This is a genomic window from Frankia sp. CgKIO3 (genome assembly GCF_977946435.1).
Map to the genome: position 1 here is coordinate 1 of NZ_CDWTMO010000101.1, position 15,807 is coordinate 15,807.

Sequence of the window (15,807 nt, forward strand, 5' to 3'; positions counted from 1 at the left end):
CTCCGAAGACGCGGCCTGCCCGGCACCCAGCATGCCATCCGGACATCGGCCGTGGCTATCCGAGGAGATTTTAATTTTAACGTCGATGCCAGGCGCATCAAACCTAGACCGGCCGTTAGAATAACGGACCCGCGGGTCCGCGGCACGCCAAGCATGAACAGGTGCCCGCCACGCAGGGAGGGCCGGTCGGGGCTGCGAAGCCAGATGAGCAAACTATACGCGAGGACGGCGAGACGGAAGCGCCGGCAGCTGTTCTGGCCGGCCTGGTTGCGGTTCGGTCCGCCTGATGCATCCCTGACCACACATTGAGGTTGGCGACCGTGCCCGTGTTGTGCGACCGGCTACGGTCCGGGACGGATACGGCGCAGTACGCTCCCTTTTAGTACGCACCCTCGCGGCGCAGGACCGCGAACACGGTACGCCAGAGGATGTAGAAGTCGAGGGGCAGCGACCAGTTCTGCACGTACCGCAGATCCAAGCGCACCGACTCGTCCCATTCGAGGTCCGACCGGCCGCTGATCTGCCACAGGCCGGTCAGCCCCGGCTTCACCATCAGCCGGCGGTGCACGTCGTCCTCATAGCGGGCGACCTCCGACGGCAGCGGCGGGCGCGGCCCCACCAGCGACATCGTGCCGCCCAGCACGTTGAACAACTGCGGCAGCTCGTCGAGCGACCACTTGCGCAGGAACTTCCCGACCTTGGTGATCCGCGGGTCGTCACGCATCTTGAACAGCAGCCCCTCGGCCCGTTCGTTGCGGGACTCCAGCTCCGCCTTACGCGCCTCCGCGTCGACGTACATCGACCGGAACTTGTACATGGTGAAGTGCTCACCACCCCGCCCCACCCGGGTCTGCTTGAACAACGCCGGGCCGCGGCTGGTCAGTCGCACCGCGAGCCCGAGACCGAGCAGCAACGGGGAGAACAGCAGGATGATCGTTCCGGCCACGCACCGGTCGAAGACCATCTTCATCACCCGACGGGTACCGGTGAGCTCCGGCTCCTCGATGTGCAGCAGCGGCAGCCCGGCCACCGGACGGATCGAGATCCGCGGCCCGGTCACGTCGGTCAGCGCCGAGGAGACCAGCACGTCGACGTCGCTGCCCTCCAGCGTCCACAGCACCCGGCGCAGCGTCTCGCCGTCCATCTGCGGACTGATCGCGACCGTGGTGGCGTGCGTGGCCGTGATGGCAGTGTGCAGGGTCTCCGAGGTGCCGACGATCGGCACCCCCAGCAGGTCGAACCCACTGCGTTCCGGCCGGTCGTGACTGTGCCGGCCGGGCGAGCGGTCAAGCACGACACCGACGACCGCCCAGCCCGACGTCGGATCGCGCTGGGCCAGCCGGACCAGGGTGGCAGCCGACTCCCCGGCCCCGACCACGAGCACCCGGTGCAGGCAACGACCCGCCCGGCGCATCCGGTGCAGGTAGCCGCGCGCGGCGGCGCGGCCGGCCACGGTCAGCAGCAGCGCCGCCGGGAAGGCGATCAGCACGTAGGCACGCGCGAGCTCGGCCTTGGTCGCATAGGACAGGACGGCCACCACCGCGGTGAGCTGCGCGGCGGCGTTGAGGACCCGGCGGAACTCCTCCGAGCCACTGCCGAGGAACCGGCTCTCGTACGCCCGGCTCAGGTACATCGACAACACCCATGCGACGGGCAGCAGGATCGACATGGCGACATACGGCGTCGCGGAGACCGGCTTCAGGTCGAACTCGACCAGTCCGCCGAACCGGACCAGGTGGGCCACTCCCGCCGCGACCACGCAGGCGGCCGCGTCGGAGCCCACGAGCAGCCAGCCGTACGGCCGTTCCCAGCGAACCTTCGCCCGGTAGCCGACGGCACCGTCGGACGCTCGGTCCGCGCCCACCTCGTAGCGGTCGTACCAGGCGGGCCCATCGGCCCCGTCGAGCGGTTTCGGGATGGCATCCGTGCCCGGCCCCGCGGCCAATCCCACCTGTGCATGGCTGAAGACAGTGCCCGTCACCTGGCAGACCCCCCACGGCCGCAACATCTTCGGACCGACGACGGGGAGAACACTGGTTGGCGCCGACAACGCGTGTCACCTGTGTATCGACGCGCCCCGGCCTGGTGCCGAGCCCCCGAACCCGCCGCACCACCGACCATCCGGACCCCCCATCCGACCGGCACTGCACGTACGCGCGTAACTCTAACGTGCCGAGATGGGAGGATCCACGGCGTCAACCCACGATGACTCATACGCGTAACAAAAATCGCAACTAGGCGTCCAGCGACACCACGGTCAAGCAACACCGGACAGGTACGCCCGTAGCAGCCGCTCGGCCTCGTCGATCGCGGCGAGCTCGACGTACTCGTCCCGGGTATGGGCCAGGTTGGGATCGCCCGGCCCGTAGTTGAGCGCCGGGATTCCGAGCTCGGCGAAGCGCGCCACGTCCGTCCAGCCGTACTTCGCCACCGGCACTCGACCGGTGGCGACGACGAACGCCGCCGCGGGCGGGGCGGCGAGCCCGGGCAGCGCCCCGCCAGCGAGATCGGTGACCTCGACGTCGTAGCCCCCCAACACCTCGCGGACATGCTCCACCGCCTCGTCGGGGCCGCGGTCCGGGGCGAACCGGAAGTTTACCGTGACCTGGCACCGGTCGGGGATCACGTTGCCCGCTACCCCACCGTCGATCCGCACCGCGCAGAGCCCCTCGCGGTAAGTGCAGCCGTCCAGCGTCACCGTCCGCGCCCGGTAGCCGGCGAGGCGGCGGAGCAGATCGCCGGCCTTGTGGATGGCGTTGTCCCCGAGCCACGACCGGGCCGAGTGCGCCCGGGTGCCGGGGAGCGTCACGACCACCCGCAGGGTGCCCTGGCAACCCGCCTCGATCTCGCCGGAGGTCGGTTCCATCAGGATGGCCAGATCCGCCGCCAGCCAGTCCCGGTGCCGGGCGGCGAGCCGGCGCAGCCCGTTGCGGGCCACCTCGACCTCCTCGTGGTCATAGCAAACCCAGGTGACGTCGTGACTCATCGCGCCGGGCGTGGCGACCGGGAGCGTGCCCGCGAGCCGCAGCGCGACCGCGACCCCTGCCTTCATGTCCGAGGTCCCGCAGCCGTAGAGCCGCCCGCCCACCACACGCGAGGGCAGGTTGCCCGCCAGCGGAACGGTGTCCAGATGGCCGGCGAGCAGGATCCGGCCGGGCAGCCCCAGCTCGGTCCTGGCCACCACGGCGTCACCGTCCCGGTCGACCCGCAGCCCGTCCACCGCGGTGAGCGCCTTCTCCACCGCATCCGCGAGGGCGGCCTCGTCCCCACTTACCGAGGGCACGTCGACCAGCGCCCGGGTCAGCTCGCCGACGGGCGCCGTGAGGTCGAGGCTCATGCCGTCACCCTACGGCCACCGGGCCAGCGAATCGTTAACCGGTGACAGGATCGTTAGCCGGCGACGCCGTGCTCCCGCAGGATGTCGTTCAGCGCCAGCTTGTCGTGGATCTCGCCCTCGGCGAGCGTCCGCAGCACCAGGATGCAGGGCATCGCGAACTCCCCGCCCGGGAACGACTTCACCCGGTTGGAACCGACCGCGACCGCCCGCTCCGGGATCTCCCCGCGCGGGTATTCCGCGCCGGTCGTGGCGTCGAAGACATGGGTGGAGGCGGTCAGGATCGCCCCGGCGCCGAGTTTGGCCCCGCGGCGCACCCGCGCGCCGTCCACCACCATGCAGCGACTGCCGACGAAGGCGTCGTCCTCGACGACGACAGGGACCGCGTTCGGCGGCTCCAGAACCCCGCCGAGCCCGGCCCCACCGGACAGGTGCACGTTGCGGCTGACCTGGGCGCAGGACCCGACCGTGGCCCAGGTGTCGACGAGGGTGCCGGCACCGACGTAGCCGCCGATGTTGGTGTAGCTCGGCATGAGGACGGCCCCGGGCTCGACGTGCGCGCCCCAGCGCACGATCGCGCCCGGTACCACCCGCACGCCGTCGAATCGGGTCTTGAGCGGCACCCGGTCATGGAAGCGGAAGTCACCCGCGGACGACTCGACCATGGCGAGAACCTTGAAGGACAGCAGGATCGCCCGCTTGGCCCGCTCGTCAACGGCGACCGAGCCGCCCGCGGTGACCGTGGCGACCCGGGCCACGCCCGCATCGATGGCGTCGACGGCGGCCACCACGATCTTGCGGGCGTCGGCGTCGTCAGTGTTCAGCTCCGCCCGCCGTTCCCACAGTTCGTCGACGGCGGGATCGATCGGAGAGTCGAGGGATGTGTTCGAGGCGCTCACAAGCCCGACCCTACGAGGTGGCCCCGGCCTCGCGAGGTAGCGGGGCCACGGATCCGGGCCGGGTGCTAACGGATGTCCGGCTCGGCGCCCCCATAGCTACCCTGAGCGATCGACTGACCGTAGTCGGGCCGAGCGCCGTGGCCAGGCCGAGCGCCGTAGTCGGGCTGCCCCGTGGCGGCGACCGGCGACAGCATCGTCATCCGTTCGGGAACGGTCGCCACCTGCGAGTCCGCAGCGGTCAGGGCGATCCGGACGTGATACCGGCCAGCCTCCCCGTAAAACGTCCCGGGCGCGACGAGTATCCCGACCTCGGCCAGCGCGTCCACCGTGGCCCAGGCGTCCTCACCCCGGGTTGCCCACAGGTAGAGGCCGGCCTCGCTGTGATCGATGGTGAATCCCGCGACCGCGAGTGCCGCCGCGAGGACGGCCCGCCGGTTGGCGTAGCGCGCCCGCTGATCCGCCACATGCATGTCGTCGGCGTACGCGGCCGCCATGGCGGCCTGCACGGGCGTCGGCATCATGAAGCCGGCGTGCTTGCGGACCGCGAGGAGGCCCTCGACCAGGGCCGAGTCACCGGTGACGAACCCGGCCCGGTATCCCGCGAGGTTGGACCGCTTCGACAGCGAATGCACCGCCAGCAGTCCCTCGTGGGAGCCGCCGCACACGTCGGGGTGCAGCACCGAGACGGGCCGGCTCTCCCAGCCCAGCTCGATGTAGCACTCGTCGCTGGCGACGATCACACCGCGCTCCCGCGCCCAGGTGACCACGGCGCGCATCTCGTCGACCGTGAGCACCCGCCCGGTCGGGTTCCCCGGCGAGTTCAACCAGATCAGGGTCACCCCGTCGGCCGGGCCCACCACCGGTTCGCAGCGGGCGAGCAGCGCGCCGACCTCGTAGGTCGGATAGGCCGGAGTCGGCACCCACACCCGGTCACCAGGTTCGAGCCCGAGCTGACCGGGGAGCTGAGCCACCAGTTCCTTCGTCCCGAGCACAGGCAGCACCGCGCCCGGGTCGACGAGCACGCCGAGCCGGCGGGCCAGCCAGCCGGCCGCCGCCTCGCTCAGCTCCGGGGTACCCGCGGTCAGCGGGTACCCCGGAGCGTCAGCGGAGCCGGCCAGCGCCTGCTGCACGACGGCCGGCGCGGCGTCGACCGGAGTACCCACCGAGAGGTCGACCAACCCGTAGGGATGCAGCCGGGCCTTCTCCTTGAAGGAGACCAGCTGGTCCCACGGGAAGTCGGGCAGCCGCACCCGGGACCGGGCCGGTGACCGCGGGACTCCGGAGATGTTGCCGGGTCTCCCAGGGCCGCTCAGGACTCGCCCTGAGGAGCCAGCGCGGCGACCGTCGGCGGGTCGAAGTCCAAGGCGCCGACCTTCGATGCGCCGCCAGGCGACCCGAGCTCCTCAAAGAAGTTCGCGTTGGTGTCGGTGTACCCCTTCCACTGATCGGGAACGTCGTCCTCGTAGTAGATGGCCTCCACCGGGCAGACCGGCTCACAGGCACCACAGTCGACGCACTCGTCAGGCTGGATGTAGAGCATCCGTCCGCCTTCGTAGATGCAGTCGACCGGGCACTCCTCGATGCAGGCCCTGTCCTTGACATCGACGCAGGGCTCTGCGATGACGTAGGTCACCGGTTTTTCCTCCTCGGGCTCACGGGCGACTGAGTCCTTAGTATCGACCTGGACAGTTCCGTGTCGACAACAAGGGCGTGCGCTGGTGGTGTATGTCGTCCGCATCACTCCGGCCGATATCGGCGCGCGAGTTATGCTCCGCCACCGCATCCCCGGACCGGTATCTCTCAGTGATGTTCTCGGAACGTTGCGGTCATGGTCATCGGGTGTGCTCACGGTTGTCACTGCCGAGGGCACACCCGTCCAGGTTACCGAGGATGCCGTCGTAGCGGCACGCGTCATCCCACCCCGCCCACCGACACGACGTACGCGGAATGTCCCGGGTGCGACGGCTCTCACGGAGATTGTCCCGAATACGACTACCCCGAAGGCGACTGTCCTGGGGACGACCGTCCCGGACCCGCCCGATCCGGACACGCCCGATCCAGAGGCGCCCGATTCGAAGGCGGCTGCCCCACCAGGAGCGGCTGCCCCGGAGGCGGCTGCCCCCGGCGTGAACGCTCCGAGCGAGCTCTCGTGAGCACCCGCAGCCGCGGCAGGTTCGCCGAGGTCGTGCGCCGCGAGCCGATCGACCTGGCGGTCGCCTGCCATCTGCTCACCGCCGAGGTCGACCCGGCAGCCGACATCCCCGACGCCACCGCCACCCTGAACGCCCTCGACACACTCGCCGCGCAGGCCCGTCCACTGCTCGCCGCGCGGACGACCTCGAGCCGACGGTCCCGGTTCCCCCGGGCCGACCACGGTACGCCGATGGCACGCCAGACCGGCGCACCGGGGCAGGCACCACCCGGGCAGGCACAGCCGGGATCCGGATCCGAGGCGGCGGGGCGCTTGGAGGGGGTCGGCCCGGGAGCGGGGGATTTCGACCCGAGGATCGCCGCCGAGACGCTGCACGAGTCCCTGGGGCTCGCCGCCGGCTTCGCCGGGGCCGAGGACGACTACACCGACCTCCGCTCCTCGCTGCTCCCCGATGTGCTGCGCCGGCGGCGCGGCCTGCCGATCCTGCTCTCCGTCGTCTGGCTCGAGGTGGCCGCCCGGCTCGGGGTCCCCGCCTATCCCGTCGGGCTTCCGGGGCACGTCGTGGTCGCGGTGGGTTCCCCCCAGGACCACGTGCTCGTCGATCCGTTCGCCGCCGGCCGGCTACTGACGGTGCACGACGCCGCAGAAAAGGTACGCGCGGCCGGGTTCGCCTTCACCCGTGCCCACCTCGCCCCGATGAGCGCGCAGGATGTGCTCACCCGGATCCTCGGCAACATCCGGGTCCTCGGGGCGCGCTCGGACGCGCCGCACATGCGGCTGTGGGCCGTCGAGCTGTCCCTGCTGCTCCCCCACCACCCGGCGAGCCTGCGCCGGGAGCGCGGCGAGCTCCGCGTCCGGTTGGGCGACTTTCTCGGCGGGGCCACCGATCTGGCCGCGTTCGCCAACACGGTGGCCGCGGTCGAGCCGGCCGCCGCGGCGGCCGCCCGCCAAGCCGCCGCCGCGGCCCGCGCCCGGCTCAACTAGCCCCGGAGACCGCCCGCTCGCCTCGGGAATCGCCCGTTAGCTTCGGGAACCGTCTGTTTCCCTCCGCGCCTCTGTTCCTCCCGTATCCGCACCCACCGGGTCGAGGTAGCGCCCGTCGTAGAAGACGAGCGGTCCGACATCGTCCCGCGGCTGGGCGAACGAGACGACCTCACCGAGGACGAGGGTGTGATCCCCCCCGGGATGGGTCGTGACTGTCCGGCACTCGAAGACCGACAGCGCGCCGTCGAACAGGACCACTCCGGTCTCTGGCCCGATCGAGTGCTCCCATCCCGCGAACATGTCGCCGGGCTGGTCATACGCGCGTTTCGCAAAGTAGCGCGACGTCTCGGCCATGTCCTCGGCAAGCACCGAGACTCCCCACACCCCCGAGGCCATGAGCGGACCATGGAAGCGGGCGTCCCGGCGGATGCTGGCGAGCACCAGCAGCGGGTCGAGGGAGACCGAGACGAACGAGTTCGCCGTCATGCCGAGATGGCGACCGTCGGCGACGGTCGTGAGGACCGTCACTCCGGTAGCGAACCTGCCGACCGCCCTGCGGAAGTCCGCCGTCCGCAGCGTCGGCCGGTCGGCCTGGAGGGTCTGGGAGGTCTGGGAGGCGGGCGCGCCGGCCCGGTTCTCTCCACGGTGCGCAGGACTGCCCACCCGACCACGCTACCCGCTCCGCTCACCGCGTGGGCTCACCACGTGGGCGACAGTCCCCAAGGGCCGGTGACATCTCCCACATCACAAGAGCCGGTGACATCTCCCAGGGCGAGACGGACGACCGGGTGACCGGACGACCGGGTGGCCGGACCGGTGCTCAGCGACCGGGAGGAAGCACCGCGAGCCCCCGCCGTGCCCCGGCGAGGACGATGACCGCGATCGGGCTCAGTGCCCCGAGCAACAGGAACGCGTACCCGAATCCGCTCGCCCGCAACAACAGGTCCCCCTCGGGGCGGGAACTGGCGAACAGCAGCACGACGACGGCCCAGCCGATGAGCACGGTCGTGGGTCCCAGCCGGGTGCCCGTCAGCCACCGCACCAGCAGCGCGGCACCCCCGTTGCCCACCAGCGCGACCAGTACGCCGAGCGACAGCAGCATCCCCCCCGGCCGCGGACCGGCGGGAACGAGGAAGACGCCGTAGAGACCCAGCCCGACCCCCAGAAATACCCCCAGTGTGTAGGAGGCGGTCAGAAAGGCCCTGCCGGGTTGCGGGTCCGGGGACGGTTGCAACGACGGCCGCGCCGGCTGTCGGGACAACCGGGTTGAGGGCGGCGTCCGGCGGGGACCGGCGCTGGGACGGGGCATTCTCCGACAGTAGGACATCGTCCGCCGGGCCCGCCCGGTCCTCAGGCGGTCACCAGCTCGGCGGGTACGACGATCACGTCCACCAACGCGCCCCGCCGCCACACCGTGAGTTCCACTGACCGGCCGATCGTGCCCTCGGTCAGCAGTCGCTGGAGATCACCCGGGGTAACGACGGGCGTCCCGGCCACCGACAGGACGAGATCCCCGGTGAACAGCCCGGCGATCCCGGCCGGGCTGCCGACAACCACCTCGGCCAGCCAGACACCGTGGCGCTGCCCGATCCGCTCGGCCACGGCGGGCGGCAGCGGAACGCCCGCCCCCGCGACCCCCAGGTACGCCCGGCGGACCCGGCCGTCGCGCATCAACGCGGCGAGGATCTTCCTCGTCGTGTCGTTCACCGGGACGGCCAGCCCCAGGCCGACACCGGCGACAGCGGTGTTCACCCCCACCACCCGGGCGTCGGCCGTGACCAGCGCCCCGCCGGAGTTACCCGGGTTGAGGGCCGCGTCGGTCTGGATCACCTCGTCGACCACCCGCACGGCCGAGCCCGAACGGGTCGGCAACGACCGGCCGAGGGCGCTGACGACCCCGGCGGTCACGCTGCCGGTGAGCCCCAGCGGGTTGCCGACAGCCACGACGAGCTGGCCGACCCGCAGACCCGCGGCGTCCCCGAGGACGGCAGCCGGCGGGGTCGTGCCCCGGGCCCGCAGCACGGCCAGGTCCGAGAGCGGATCGGCACCCACCAGGTCGACCTCGCGCTCGGTGCCGTCCGCGAACTGCGCCAGCCCGACCGACGCTCCGGAGGTGGCCCGATGCCCCTCGACGACGTGCGCGGAGGTCAGCAGGAACCCGTCGTCGGTGAACACCACCCCGGAACCGGCCCCCGCGCCGCTCCGGGTACGCACCCGTAGGCTCGCCACCGACGGGGTCAGCGCCGCGGCCACCCGGGTCACGACCGCGGAATAGGCGTCCAGCGGCTCGACCGGCGGGGAACCGCCGGGCCGCGCCGGGTCGGGTCCGTCTCCCCTGGCACGTGTGGTCCGCATCCGACCTCCTCGGCCGACGCCACACTTACATTGATTACAGCGTTACGAACACGGGGCCGTCCAGAACATTCCCACCGAGGTGCCTGTGCCACCGCGGCCGGCAGGCGGGCGAGCGGGCCAGGTCGTCAGCGGGCCGGGGCGTTGGAGTCGATCAGGACTCACACACGAGACCGGCGAACAGGTCCCGCTCCCGCTCGCCCGGACCGTCCCCCGGCCCCCGGGCGCCCTCGGCCAGCACGAAGTGCTCGACACTCCAGGCTCGCTGACCGATGCCGTCGGCGAGCGCGAAAAAGAACCCGTCGACGCTCATCTGTGTCCGGTACGACCGCATGGCGGCGATCTTCGCCTCGAAGAAGTGGGGAGCGGAGAGCTCGGTCGTAATGTCCGCATCGTCGACAAGCGTCATCCCCAGCTCGTCCACGGACTTCAGACCCGCGAACGGGCTGCTCTCAGCGGCGGAATCGCGGAAGTACTCGAAGCCCGCGACGGCGCTCGACCGCGCCAGCGCCGTCTCGTAGCGCTTGGCGACCTGCCAGGCCGGACCGGCCTGCGGGGCGAAGGACGGGTCGGCGGCGTCGGTGAAGGCCCTCCGGGTGAGTTCGTGGGCCCGGATGTGATCGGGGTGCCCGTAACCACCGCGGGCGTCGTAGCTGACGAGCACCTGCGGCCGGACCTCGCGCACGATCCGCACCAGCTCCGCCGCGGCCTCGTCCAGGTCCGCCCGCCACAGACAGCGGGGATGGTCGTTGGCAGGGGTACCGATCATCCCGCTGTCCCGCCAACGCCCGGGACCGCCAAGAAAACGCTGGTCGGTGATGCCGAGCGCGGCGCAGGCACCGGCCAGCTCGCCGATCCGGTAGCCGCCGAGCTGATCGCCCCGATCCGCCTGCAGATTGATCAGCTCGGGCACCAGTACCTCTCCCTCCTCCCCCAATGTGCACGTCACGAGGGTGACGTGGGTGTCGGGGGCGGCGGCGTACGAGGCAAGCGCGATCCCCGTCGAGATCACCTCGTCATCGGGGTAGGCGTGCGCGAACATCGCCCGCCGGGCGGGAAGTGGCGCAGTAGAGGGTGATGATGGGGCAACTGTCGTCACATTGACGACCCTACGGGCGACTTTGCCGCAATCTGGGGACCGGGCTCAGGCTCGGCGGCGGGAACGGATCTTCTCGCGTTCGGCGGCGGTCAGCGCCACCTTGCGCAGCCGCACGAAGCCCGGGGTGACCTCCACGCACTCGTCCTCGCGGCAGAATTCCAACGCCTGCTCAAGGGTGAGTACCCGGTGCGGGGTGAGCCGGACCAGCTCGTCGCCGGTGGATGAACGCATGTTGGTGAGCTTCTTTTCCTTGGTCGGGTTGACGTCCATGTCGTCCGCCCGGGAGTTCTCACCCACGATCATGCCCTCGTAGACCTCGGTCGTCGGCCCGACAAACATCGTGCCGCGTTCCTGGAGGTTGAACAGGGCGTACGCGGTCGCCACCCCGCTGCGGTCGGCGACCATGGAGCCTGTCGCCCGGGTGCGCAGCTCCCCGAACCAGGGCTCGTACCGGTCGAAGACGTGGTGCAGCAGCCCGGTACCGCGGGTCTCGGTGAGGAACTCGGTCCGGAACCCGATCAGCCCGCGGGCCGGGACCAGGTACTCCAGCCGGATCCAGCCGGTGCCGTGGTTGACCATCTGCTCGACCCGGCCCTTGCGCAGCGCGAGCAGCTGGGTCAGCGTGCCGAGGAACTCCTCGGGCGCGTCGATGGTGAGGCGCTCCACCGGCTCGTGGATCTTGCCGTCGACAATGCGGGTGACGACCTGCGGCTTGCCGACGGTCAGCTCGAAGTCCTCGCGCCGCATCAGCTCGACGAGCACGGCGAGCTGCAGCTCCCCGCGGCCCTGCACCTCCCAGGTGTCCGGCCGCTCGGTGGGCAGTACCCGGATCGACACGTTGCCGATGAGCTCGGCGTCCAGCCGGTTCTTGACCAGCCGTGCCGTCAGCTTCTTGCCGGAACGGCCGGCGAGCGGGGAGGTGTTGATGCCAATCGTCATGCTGATGGACGGTTCGTCGACGGTGATGACCGGCAGCGGCCGGGGATCATCGGCGTCGGCGAGGGTCTCCCCGATCGTGATGTCGGGGATGCCAGCGATGGCGATGATGTCGCCCGGCCCGGCCGACTCCGCCGGCACCCGCTCGAGCGCCTGCGTCATCAGCATCTCGCTGATCTTGACGCGCTGCTGGCTGCCGTCGGCCCGGCACAGCGTCGCCGGCTGACCACGCTTGATCGTGCCGCTGTGCACCCGGCACAGCGCGAGCCGGCCGAGGTACGGGGACGCGTCGAGGTTGGTGACCAGGGCCTGCAGCGGCGCGTCCGGATCGAACGACGGGGCCGGCACGGTCTCCAGCAGAAGGTCGAACAGCGGCTTGAGATCGGGTGAGTCCGGGCTCACCCCGTCGGCCGGGCGGGTGGTGGAGGCACGGCCCGCCTTCGCGTTGCAGTAGACGATCGGGAAGTCGATCTGGTCCTCGTCGGCGTCGAGGTCGAGGAAAAGCTCGTAGGTCTCGTCGACCACCTCGGTGATCCGGGCGTCCGACCGGTCCACCTTGTTGATGACGAGCACCACCGGCAGCCGCGCCGCGAGCGCCTTGCGCAGGACGAAGCGCGTCTGGGGCAGTGGGCCCTCACTCGCGTCCACGAGCAGCAGGACGCCGTCGACCATCGACAGGCCACGCTCGACCTCACCGCCGAAGTCGGCGTGACCGGGCGTGTCGACGATGTTGATCGTGATGTCGCCGTAACGGACCGCGGTGTTCTTCGCGAGAATCGTGATGCCCTTCTCACGCTCCAGGTCCATCGAGTCCATCACGCGGTCGGTGAGCTCGGCATGCTCGCCGAACGCGCCGGACTGGCGCAGCATGGCGTCAACGAGGGTGGTCTTGCCGTGGTCGACATGGGCGATGATTGCCACGTTTCGAAGATCGGCACGAAGAGACACGGTGATGCGCTCCGGGGCGGACATGGGGTTCGCGACCCCGCAACAACGACGACGACGTCACCGCATGAAACGACGGTAACGCATGAACCGGTGACGCGAACGTTCTGGCGGGTGCCCGCCATGGTGTCGGCGCCGCGGCACGACGATCTGCCCGTCACGCGTACACCGGCAACGGTCGCACCGCCACTCATGGTACGGATGCCACGGCTACAACGGGCTTCACCGGTCCGCGACCTCCCGTCGCCGGCGTTCAGAAGAGCCGGCGTTCAGAAAAGCGATCCGGGAGTCGACAGCACGCGGCGCAACTCCGCCACCAGGGGCCCGTCGGCCGGCATCCACCGGACATCGTCCAGTTCGGCTACGCCGAGCCAGCGCAGCTCGTCATGCTCGACGGGCTGGGGCTGCCGGCGCGTCACCCGGCCGAGCCACACCCGCAGCACCCACCCGGGGCTGGACAGCCCGACCTCGCCGAGCGGCGGACCGACCTCGATCTCGACGTCGAGCTCCTCCCGGCACTCCCGGGCGAGCGCGTCGAGCTCGTGCTCGCCGGGCTCGACCTTGCCGCCCGGAAACTCCCACATCCCGGCATAGGGATGCGGTTCCCGGCGCCGGGCGGCCAGCACCCGGCGATCATCGTCGAGCAGCGCGACGGCGACGACCAGACGTCCCCTCACCACCGGGACGTCGCTGCCGTCCCGGTCCTCGGGTGTTCCACGCCGTCGTCCATGGGTAGAAGGGAGGGCATCCAAGCCCTCCACATCCGCGTTCATGGTGCCGGACTCTCCCAGAGTCCGGCCAGCCGTGGATCCGTTCCCGGCGGATCGTGTCTGATGAGCCTTTCGGGTGGCTCCACCAGGACGGCTCGCCCAGCAGCGGGACGTCGGACCGCAAGCCAGAGAATCAGAGAATCACCAGCCGGAGGGAATCGGTATGCCGAGCAGACTGGACACCACCGAAGTCGCCGAGGCGTTGGCGGCACTACCCGGCTGGATCGGCGACGCCGACCGGATCCAGTTGGAGATCATGCTGGACGGGGACGAGGCCGATGCGATCGTGGCCGAGGTCATACAGGCAGCGGACGCGATGAACCATCATCCGGTCGTCGAGCGGGGCCCGGGAACAACGACCTTCACGGTCTGGACCCACTCGGTCGGCGGCGTCACCGAGCTGGACGTGGCCCTGGCCCGCAGGATCTCACAGATCCTGTACTCGGCCGGTGTCTCGTACTGAGCTCTCGTACCGAACAGACGTCTCGTACCGAACAGATCTGGAGATCACCAGAGGCTGGGCAGCATCCTGAAGACACCATCCGGATCAGGCGGGAACGGTACGACGATCGTCACCGCGCCGGTGTCGATCATCCCATAGAGATGCGGGAAGAGCTCCCCTGGCGCGGGCGTGCCCCCCGCGGGCGCCTGGCCGGCGGGCGCCCCGGCCGCCGGCGGCTCCCAGCGCAGCTCCGCGCTCAGCCACTCCGGGTCGACGACGACCAGCAGCAGGTCCGCATGCCCGGCGTAGTACCGGTTCGCGGTGGCCACGGCCTGCTCCGGGGCGGAGAAATGGATGAACCCCTCGGATGCCAGGCTCGCCGGGCGGTACCCGCCAGCCCCGGCCGCCCACTCGGACCGGCCCACCAGATGGCAGATCACGCCATCCCCCTCTCCTTACCACTCATCAGTCGTTGACTGCCGAGCCACGGTCGCGGTGCCCGCATCGGCCCGGAGATACTCCCGGCGGGCCGGACGAAACCTACCCCCGCCCGGAGACCAGTGTGAAGGGCGTGCCCGCGATGCTTCAGCCCCGTTACCCGCAGGCCCCCGGGGGAGGCCGCCTACGCGGAGTCGACGCGGCGCGGGGCATCGCCCTGATCGGCATGGTCGCGACGCACGTCTATCCCGCGGTCGAGGATGACGGGGCGGCGACCCCCGCGCATCTGCTCGCCTCCGGCCGGGCCTCGGCGGCCTTCGCGGTACTCGCCGGGGTGGCGCTGGCGTTGTCGACCGGCCGGCTGCCGGCGCCACAGGCGCGCACGTCGACTGTGGCACGAGCGGCCTGCATCGGGACGATCGGCCTCGCCCTCGGCTACACCCACTCTGGCATCGCGGTGATCCTCTGTTACTACGCGTTGATGTTCATCCTGGCCGTGCCGCTGCTGCGGGCTCCGCTCGGAGCGCTGGTCGTCGTCACGGTGCTGGCGTTCGCGGTCGTCCCGGCCGCAGGCCTCCTCAGCCGGGACCATCTGCCGTCCCCGACCCTTGACGACCCAACCTTCGGCCGGGTGTTCACCCACCCGGTGAGCCTGACCCTGGAGATGGGCTTCACCGGCTTCTATCCGGCGCTCGCCTGGCTCGGGTATCTCTGTGTGGGACTCGCGGCCGGCCGGCTGGATCTACGGTCCACGCGGGTCGCCGCCGCCCTGCTCGCGGGGGGTGGCACGATCGCCGCGGCGGCGTCGCTGGCCTCCTGGGCACTGCTCCGGCACGCCGCAGGCATGGCCGCACTCGAATCCGTCGATCCCGTCGAGGTCGCGGGAGTCAGGCCGCTGCCGGTGCGCTCCATCCTCGACGCCGGGCTGTACGGCAGCACCCCGACGAACACCTGGTGGTGGCTGGCCGTCGATACCCCGCACTCGTCCACGCCCGTCGATCTGCTGCACACCAACGCGACCGCGGTCGCCCTGCTCGGGTTCGTCCTGCTCCTGAGCCGGCTGCTGCCGCCCCTGATGCTGGTCCCGCTCATCGCCGTCGGATCGATGACGCTGACCCTCTACTGCGCCCACGTGATCGTGATGTCCGCATCCTTCCTCCCCGCGGACCCGACGCCGTCCTTCCTGCTCCAGGCGGCCGTGGCCCTGACCGTCGCCACCGCCTGGCGGGCGAGCGGGATGCGAGGACCGGTCGAGGCGGTCGTCGCCGCGGCCACCCGGGGCACCCGGCAGCTCGTTTAGCGCGGTGACCACGGCCGCCGGAGATCTTCAGGCCGCGGCCACAGCCTCGCTGTAGAGGCGGCCGTTGATCCCAAAGCTACTTCCGGACTCGCATTCCTTCGCGGTCCGGCCATAGCGGTCGGGAGGCTGCTCAGACGTTGAAGCTTGTTTTCCGCA

15 protein-coding genes and 1 pseudogene are annotated in these 15,807 nt (G+C 70.7%); 4 read left to right on the forward strand and 12 right to left on the reverse strand.

From position 1 onward, the window contains the following. Positions 1 to 379: 379 nt before the first annotated feature. From AC08OJ_RS12650 to fdxA, 5 genes and pseudogenes are all read right to left on the reverse strand, one after another. Positions 380 to 1,981, reverse strand: a complete 1,602-nt coding sequence (locus AC08OJ_RS12650) for a sugar transferase (protein ID WP_476595820.1) — start codon at positions 1,979 to 1,981, stop codon at positions 380 to 382. A gap of 276 nt (positions 1,982 to 2,257) precedes the next feature. Next, the gene (gene dapE / locus AC08OJ_RS12655; RefSeq protein WP_476593191.1) at positions 2,258 to 3,337 is read right to left on the reverse strand and encodes a succinyl-diaminopimelate desuccinylase; all 1,080 of its coding nucleotides are present in this window, start codon (positions 3,335 to 3,337) and stop codon (positions 2,258 to 2,260) included. Positions 3,338 to 3,390: 53 nt separating this feature from the next. Next, positions 3,391 to 4,233 (reverse strand): 2,3,4,5-tetrahydropyridine-2,6-dicarboxylate N-succinyltransferase, encoded by an 843-nt coding sequence (locus AC08OJ_RS12660; RefSeq protein ID WP_476593190.1) that lies wholly within the window; start codon positions 4,231 to 4,233, stop codon positions 3,391 to 3,393. Positions 4,234 to 4,325: 92 nt separating this feature from the next. Next, positions 4,326 to 5,483, reverse strand: a pseudogene (gene dapC, locus AC08OJ_RS12665) (succinyldiaminopimelate transaminase); the annotation flags it as partial. Between the two features lie 59 nt (positions 5,484 to 5,542). Then, positions 5,543 to 5,866, reverse strand: coding sequence for a ferredoxin (gene fdxA, locus AC08OJ_RS12670; RefSeq protein WP_011438232.1), 324 nt, complete (start codon positions 5,864 to 5,866; stop codon positions 5,543 to 5,545). An 88-nt stretch (positions 5,867 to 5,954) separates the two neighbouring features. On the opposite strand from fdxA, the gene AC08OJ_RS12675 reads away from it, so the two are divergent. Next, the gene (locus AC08OJ_RS12675) at positions 5,955 to 6,386 is read left to right on the forward strand and encodes a putative acetyltransferase (protein ID WP_476595825.1); all 432 of its coding nucleotides are present in this window, start codon (positions 5,955 to 5,957) and stop codon (positions 6,384 to 6,386) included. After that, positions 6,383 to 7,369 carry a transglutaminase family protein gene (locus AC08OJ_RS12680; RefSeq protein ID WP_476595821.1) on the forward strand — a complete coding sequence of 329 codons (987 nt, stop codon included), beginning with the start codon at positions 6,383 to 6,385 and terminating at the stop codon, positions 7,367 to 7,369. The genes AC08OJ_RS12675 and AC08OJ_RS12680 overlap by 4 nt, the downstream gene beginning before the upstream one ends. Before the next feature lie 36 nt (positions 7,370 to 7,405). Here the strand turns inward: AC08OJ_RS12680 and AC08OJ_RS12685 are convergent, their stop codons facing one another. From AC08OJ_RS12685 to AC08OJ_RS12710, 6 genes are all read right to left on the reverse strand, one after another. Continuing rightward, complete coding sequence (locus AC08OJ_RS12685) at positions 7,406 to 8,032, reverse strand: flavin reductase family protein (RefSeq protein ID WP_476593187.1); 627 nt, start codon at positions 8,030 to 8,032, stop codon at positions 7,406 to 7,408. A gap of 157 nt (positions 8,033 to 8,189) precedes the next feature. Beyond that, positions 8,190 to 8,696: a DUF6113 family protein gene (locus AC08OJ_RS12690; protein ID WP_476595822.1), complete on the reverse strand. Its 507-nt coding sequence runs from the start codon at positions 8,694 to 8,696 to the stop codon at positions 8,190 to 8,192. Positions 8,697 to 8,719: 23 nt separating this feature from the next. Then, the gene (locus AC08OJ_RS12695; protein WP_476593185.1) at positions 8,720 to 9,724 is read right to left on the reverse strand and encodes a S1C family serine protease; all 1,005 of its coding nucleotides are present in this window, start codon (positions 9,722 to 9,724) and stop codon (positions 8,720 to 8,722) included. Between the two features lie 151 nt (positions 9,725 to 9,875). Next, positions 9,876 to 10,763, reverse strand: coding sequence for an N-acetyl-1-D-myo-inositol-2-amino-2-deoxy-alpha-D-glucopyranoside deacetylase (mshB, locus tag AC08OJ_RS12700; RefSeq protein WP_476593192.1), 888 nt, complete (start codon positions 10,761 to 10,763; stop codon positions 9,876 to 9,878). A gap of 102 nt (positions 10,764 to 10,865) precedes the next feature. Continuing rightward, positions 10,866 to 12,728, reverse strand: coding sequence for a translational GTPase TypA (gene typA, locus AC08OJ_RS12705; protein ID WP_476595823.1), 1,863 nt, complete (start codon positions 12,726 to 12,728; stop codon positions 10,866 to 10,868). Between the two features lie 242 nt (positions 12,729 to 12,970). Continuing rightward, positions 12,971 to 13,474: a (deoxy)nucleoside triphosphate pyrophosphohydrolase gene (locus tag AC08OJ_RS12710; protein ID WP_476593183.1), complete on the reverse strand. Its 504-nt coding sequence runs from the start codon at positions 13,472 to 13,474 to the stop codon at positions 12,971 to 12,973. Positions 13,475 to 13,634: 160 nt separating this feature from the next. Here AC08OJ_RS12710 and AC08OJ_RS12715 point away from each other — a divergent pair, with 160 nt between their 5' ends. After that, positions 13,635 to 13,934, forward strand: coding sequence for a 4a-hydroxytetrahydrobiopterin dehydratase (locus AC08OJ_RS12715; RefSeq protein ID WP_476595824.1), 300 nt, complete (start codon positions 13,635 to 13,637; stop codon positions 13,932 to 13,934). 44 nt (positions 13,935 to 13,978) lie between these two features. Here AC08OJ_RS12715 and AC08OJ_RS12720 read toward each other — a convergent pair whose 3' ends face one another. Then, positions 13,979 to 14,353, reverse strand: a complete 375-nt coding sequence (locus AC08OJ_RS12720) for a DUF952 domain-containing protein (RefSeq protein ID WP_476593182.1) — start codon at positions 14,351 to 14,353, stop codon at positions 13,979 to 13,981. A 122-nt stretch (positions 14,354 to 14,475) separates the two neighbouring features. Between AC08OJ_RS12720 and AC08OJ_RS12725 the strand changes: the two genes are divergently transcribed. Beyond that, on the forward strand, positions 14,476 to 15,651 hold the full coding sequence (locus tag AC08OJ_RS12725) for a heparan-alpha-glucosaminide N-acetyltransferase domain-containing protein (protein ID WP_476593181.1): 1,176 nt from the start codon (positions 14,476 to 14,478) through the stop codon (positions 15,649 to 15,651). Positions 15,652 to 15,807: the final 156 nt, after the last annotated feature.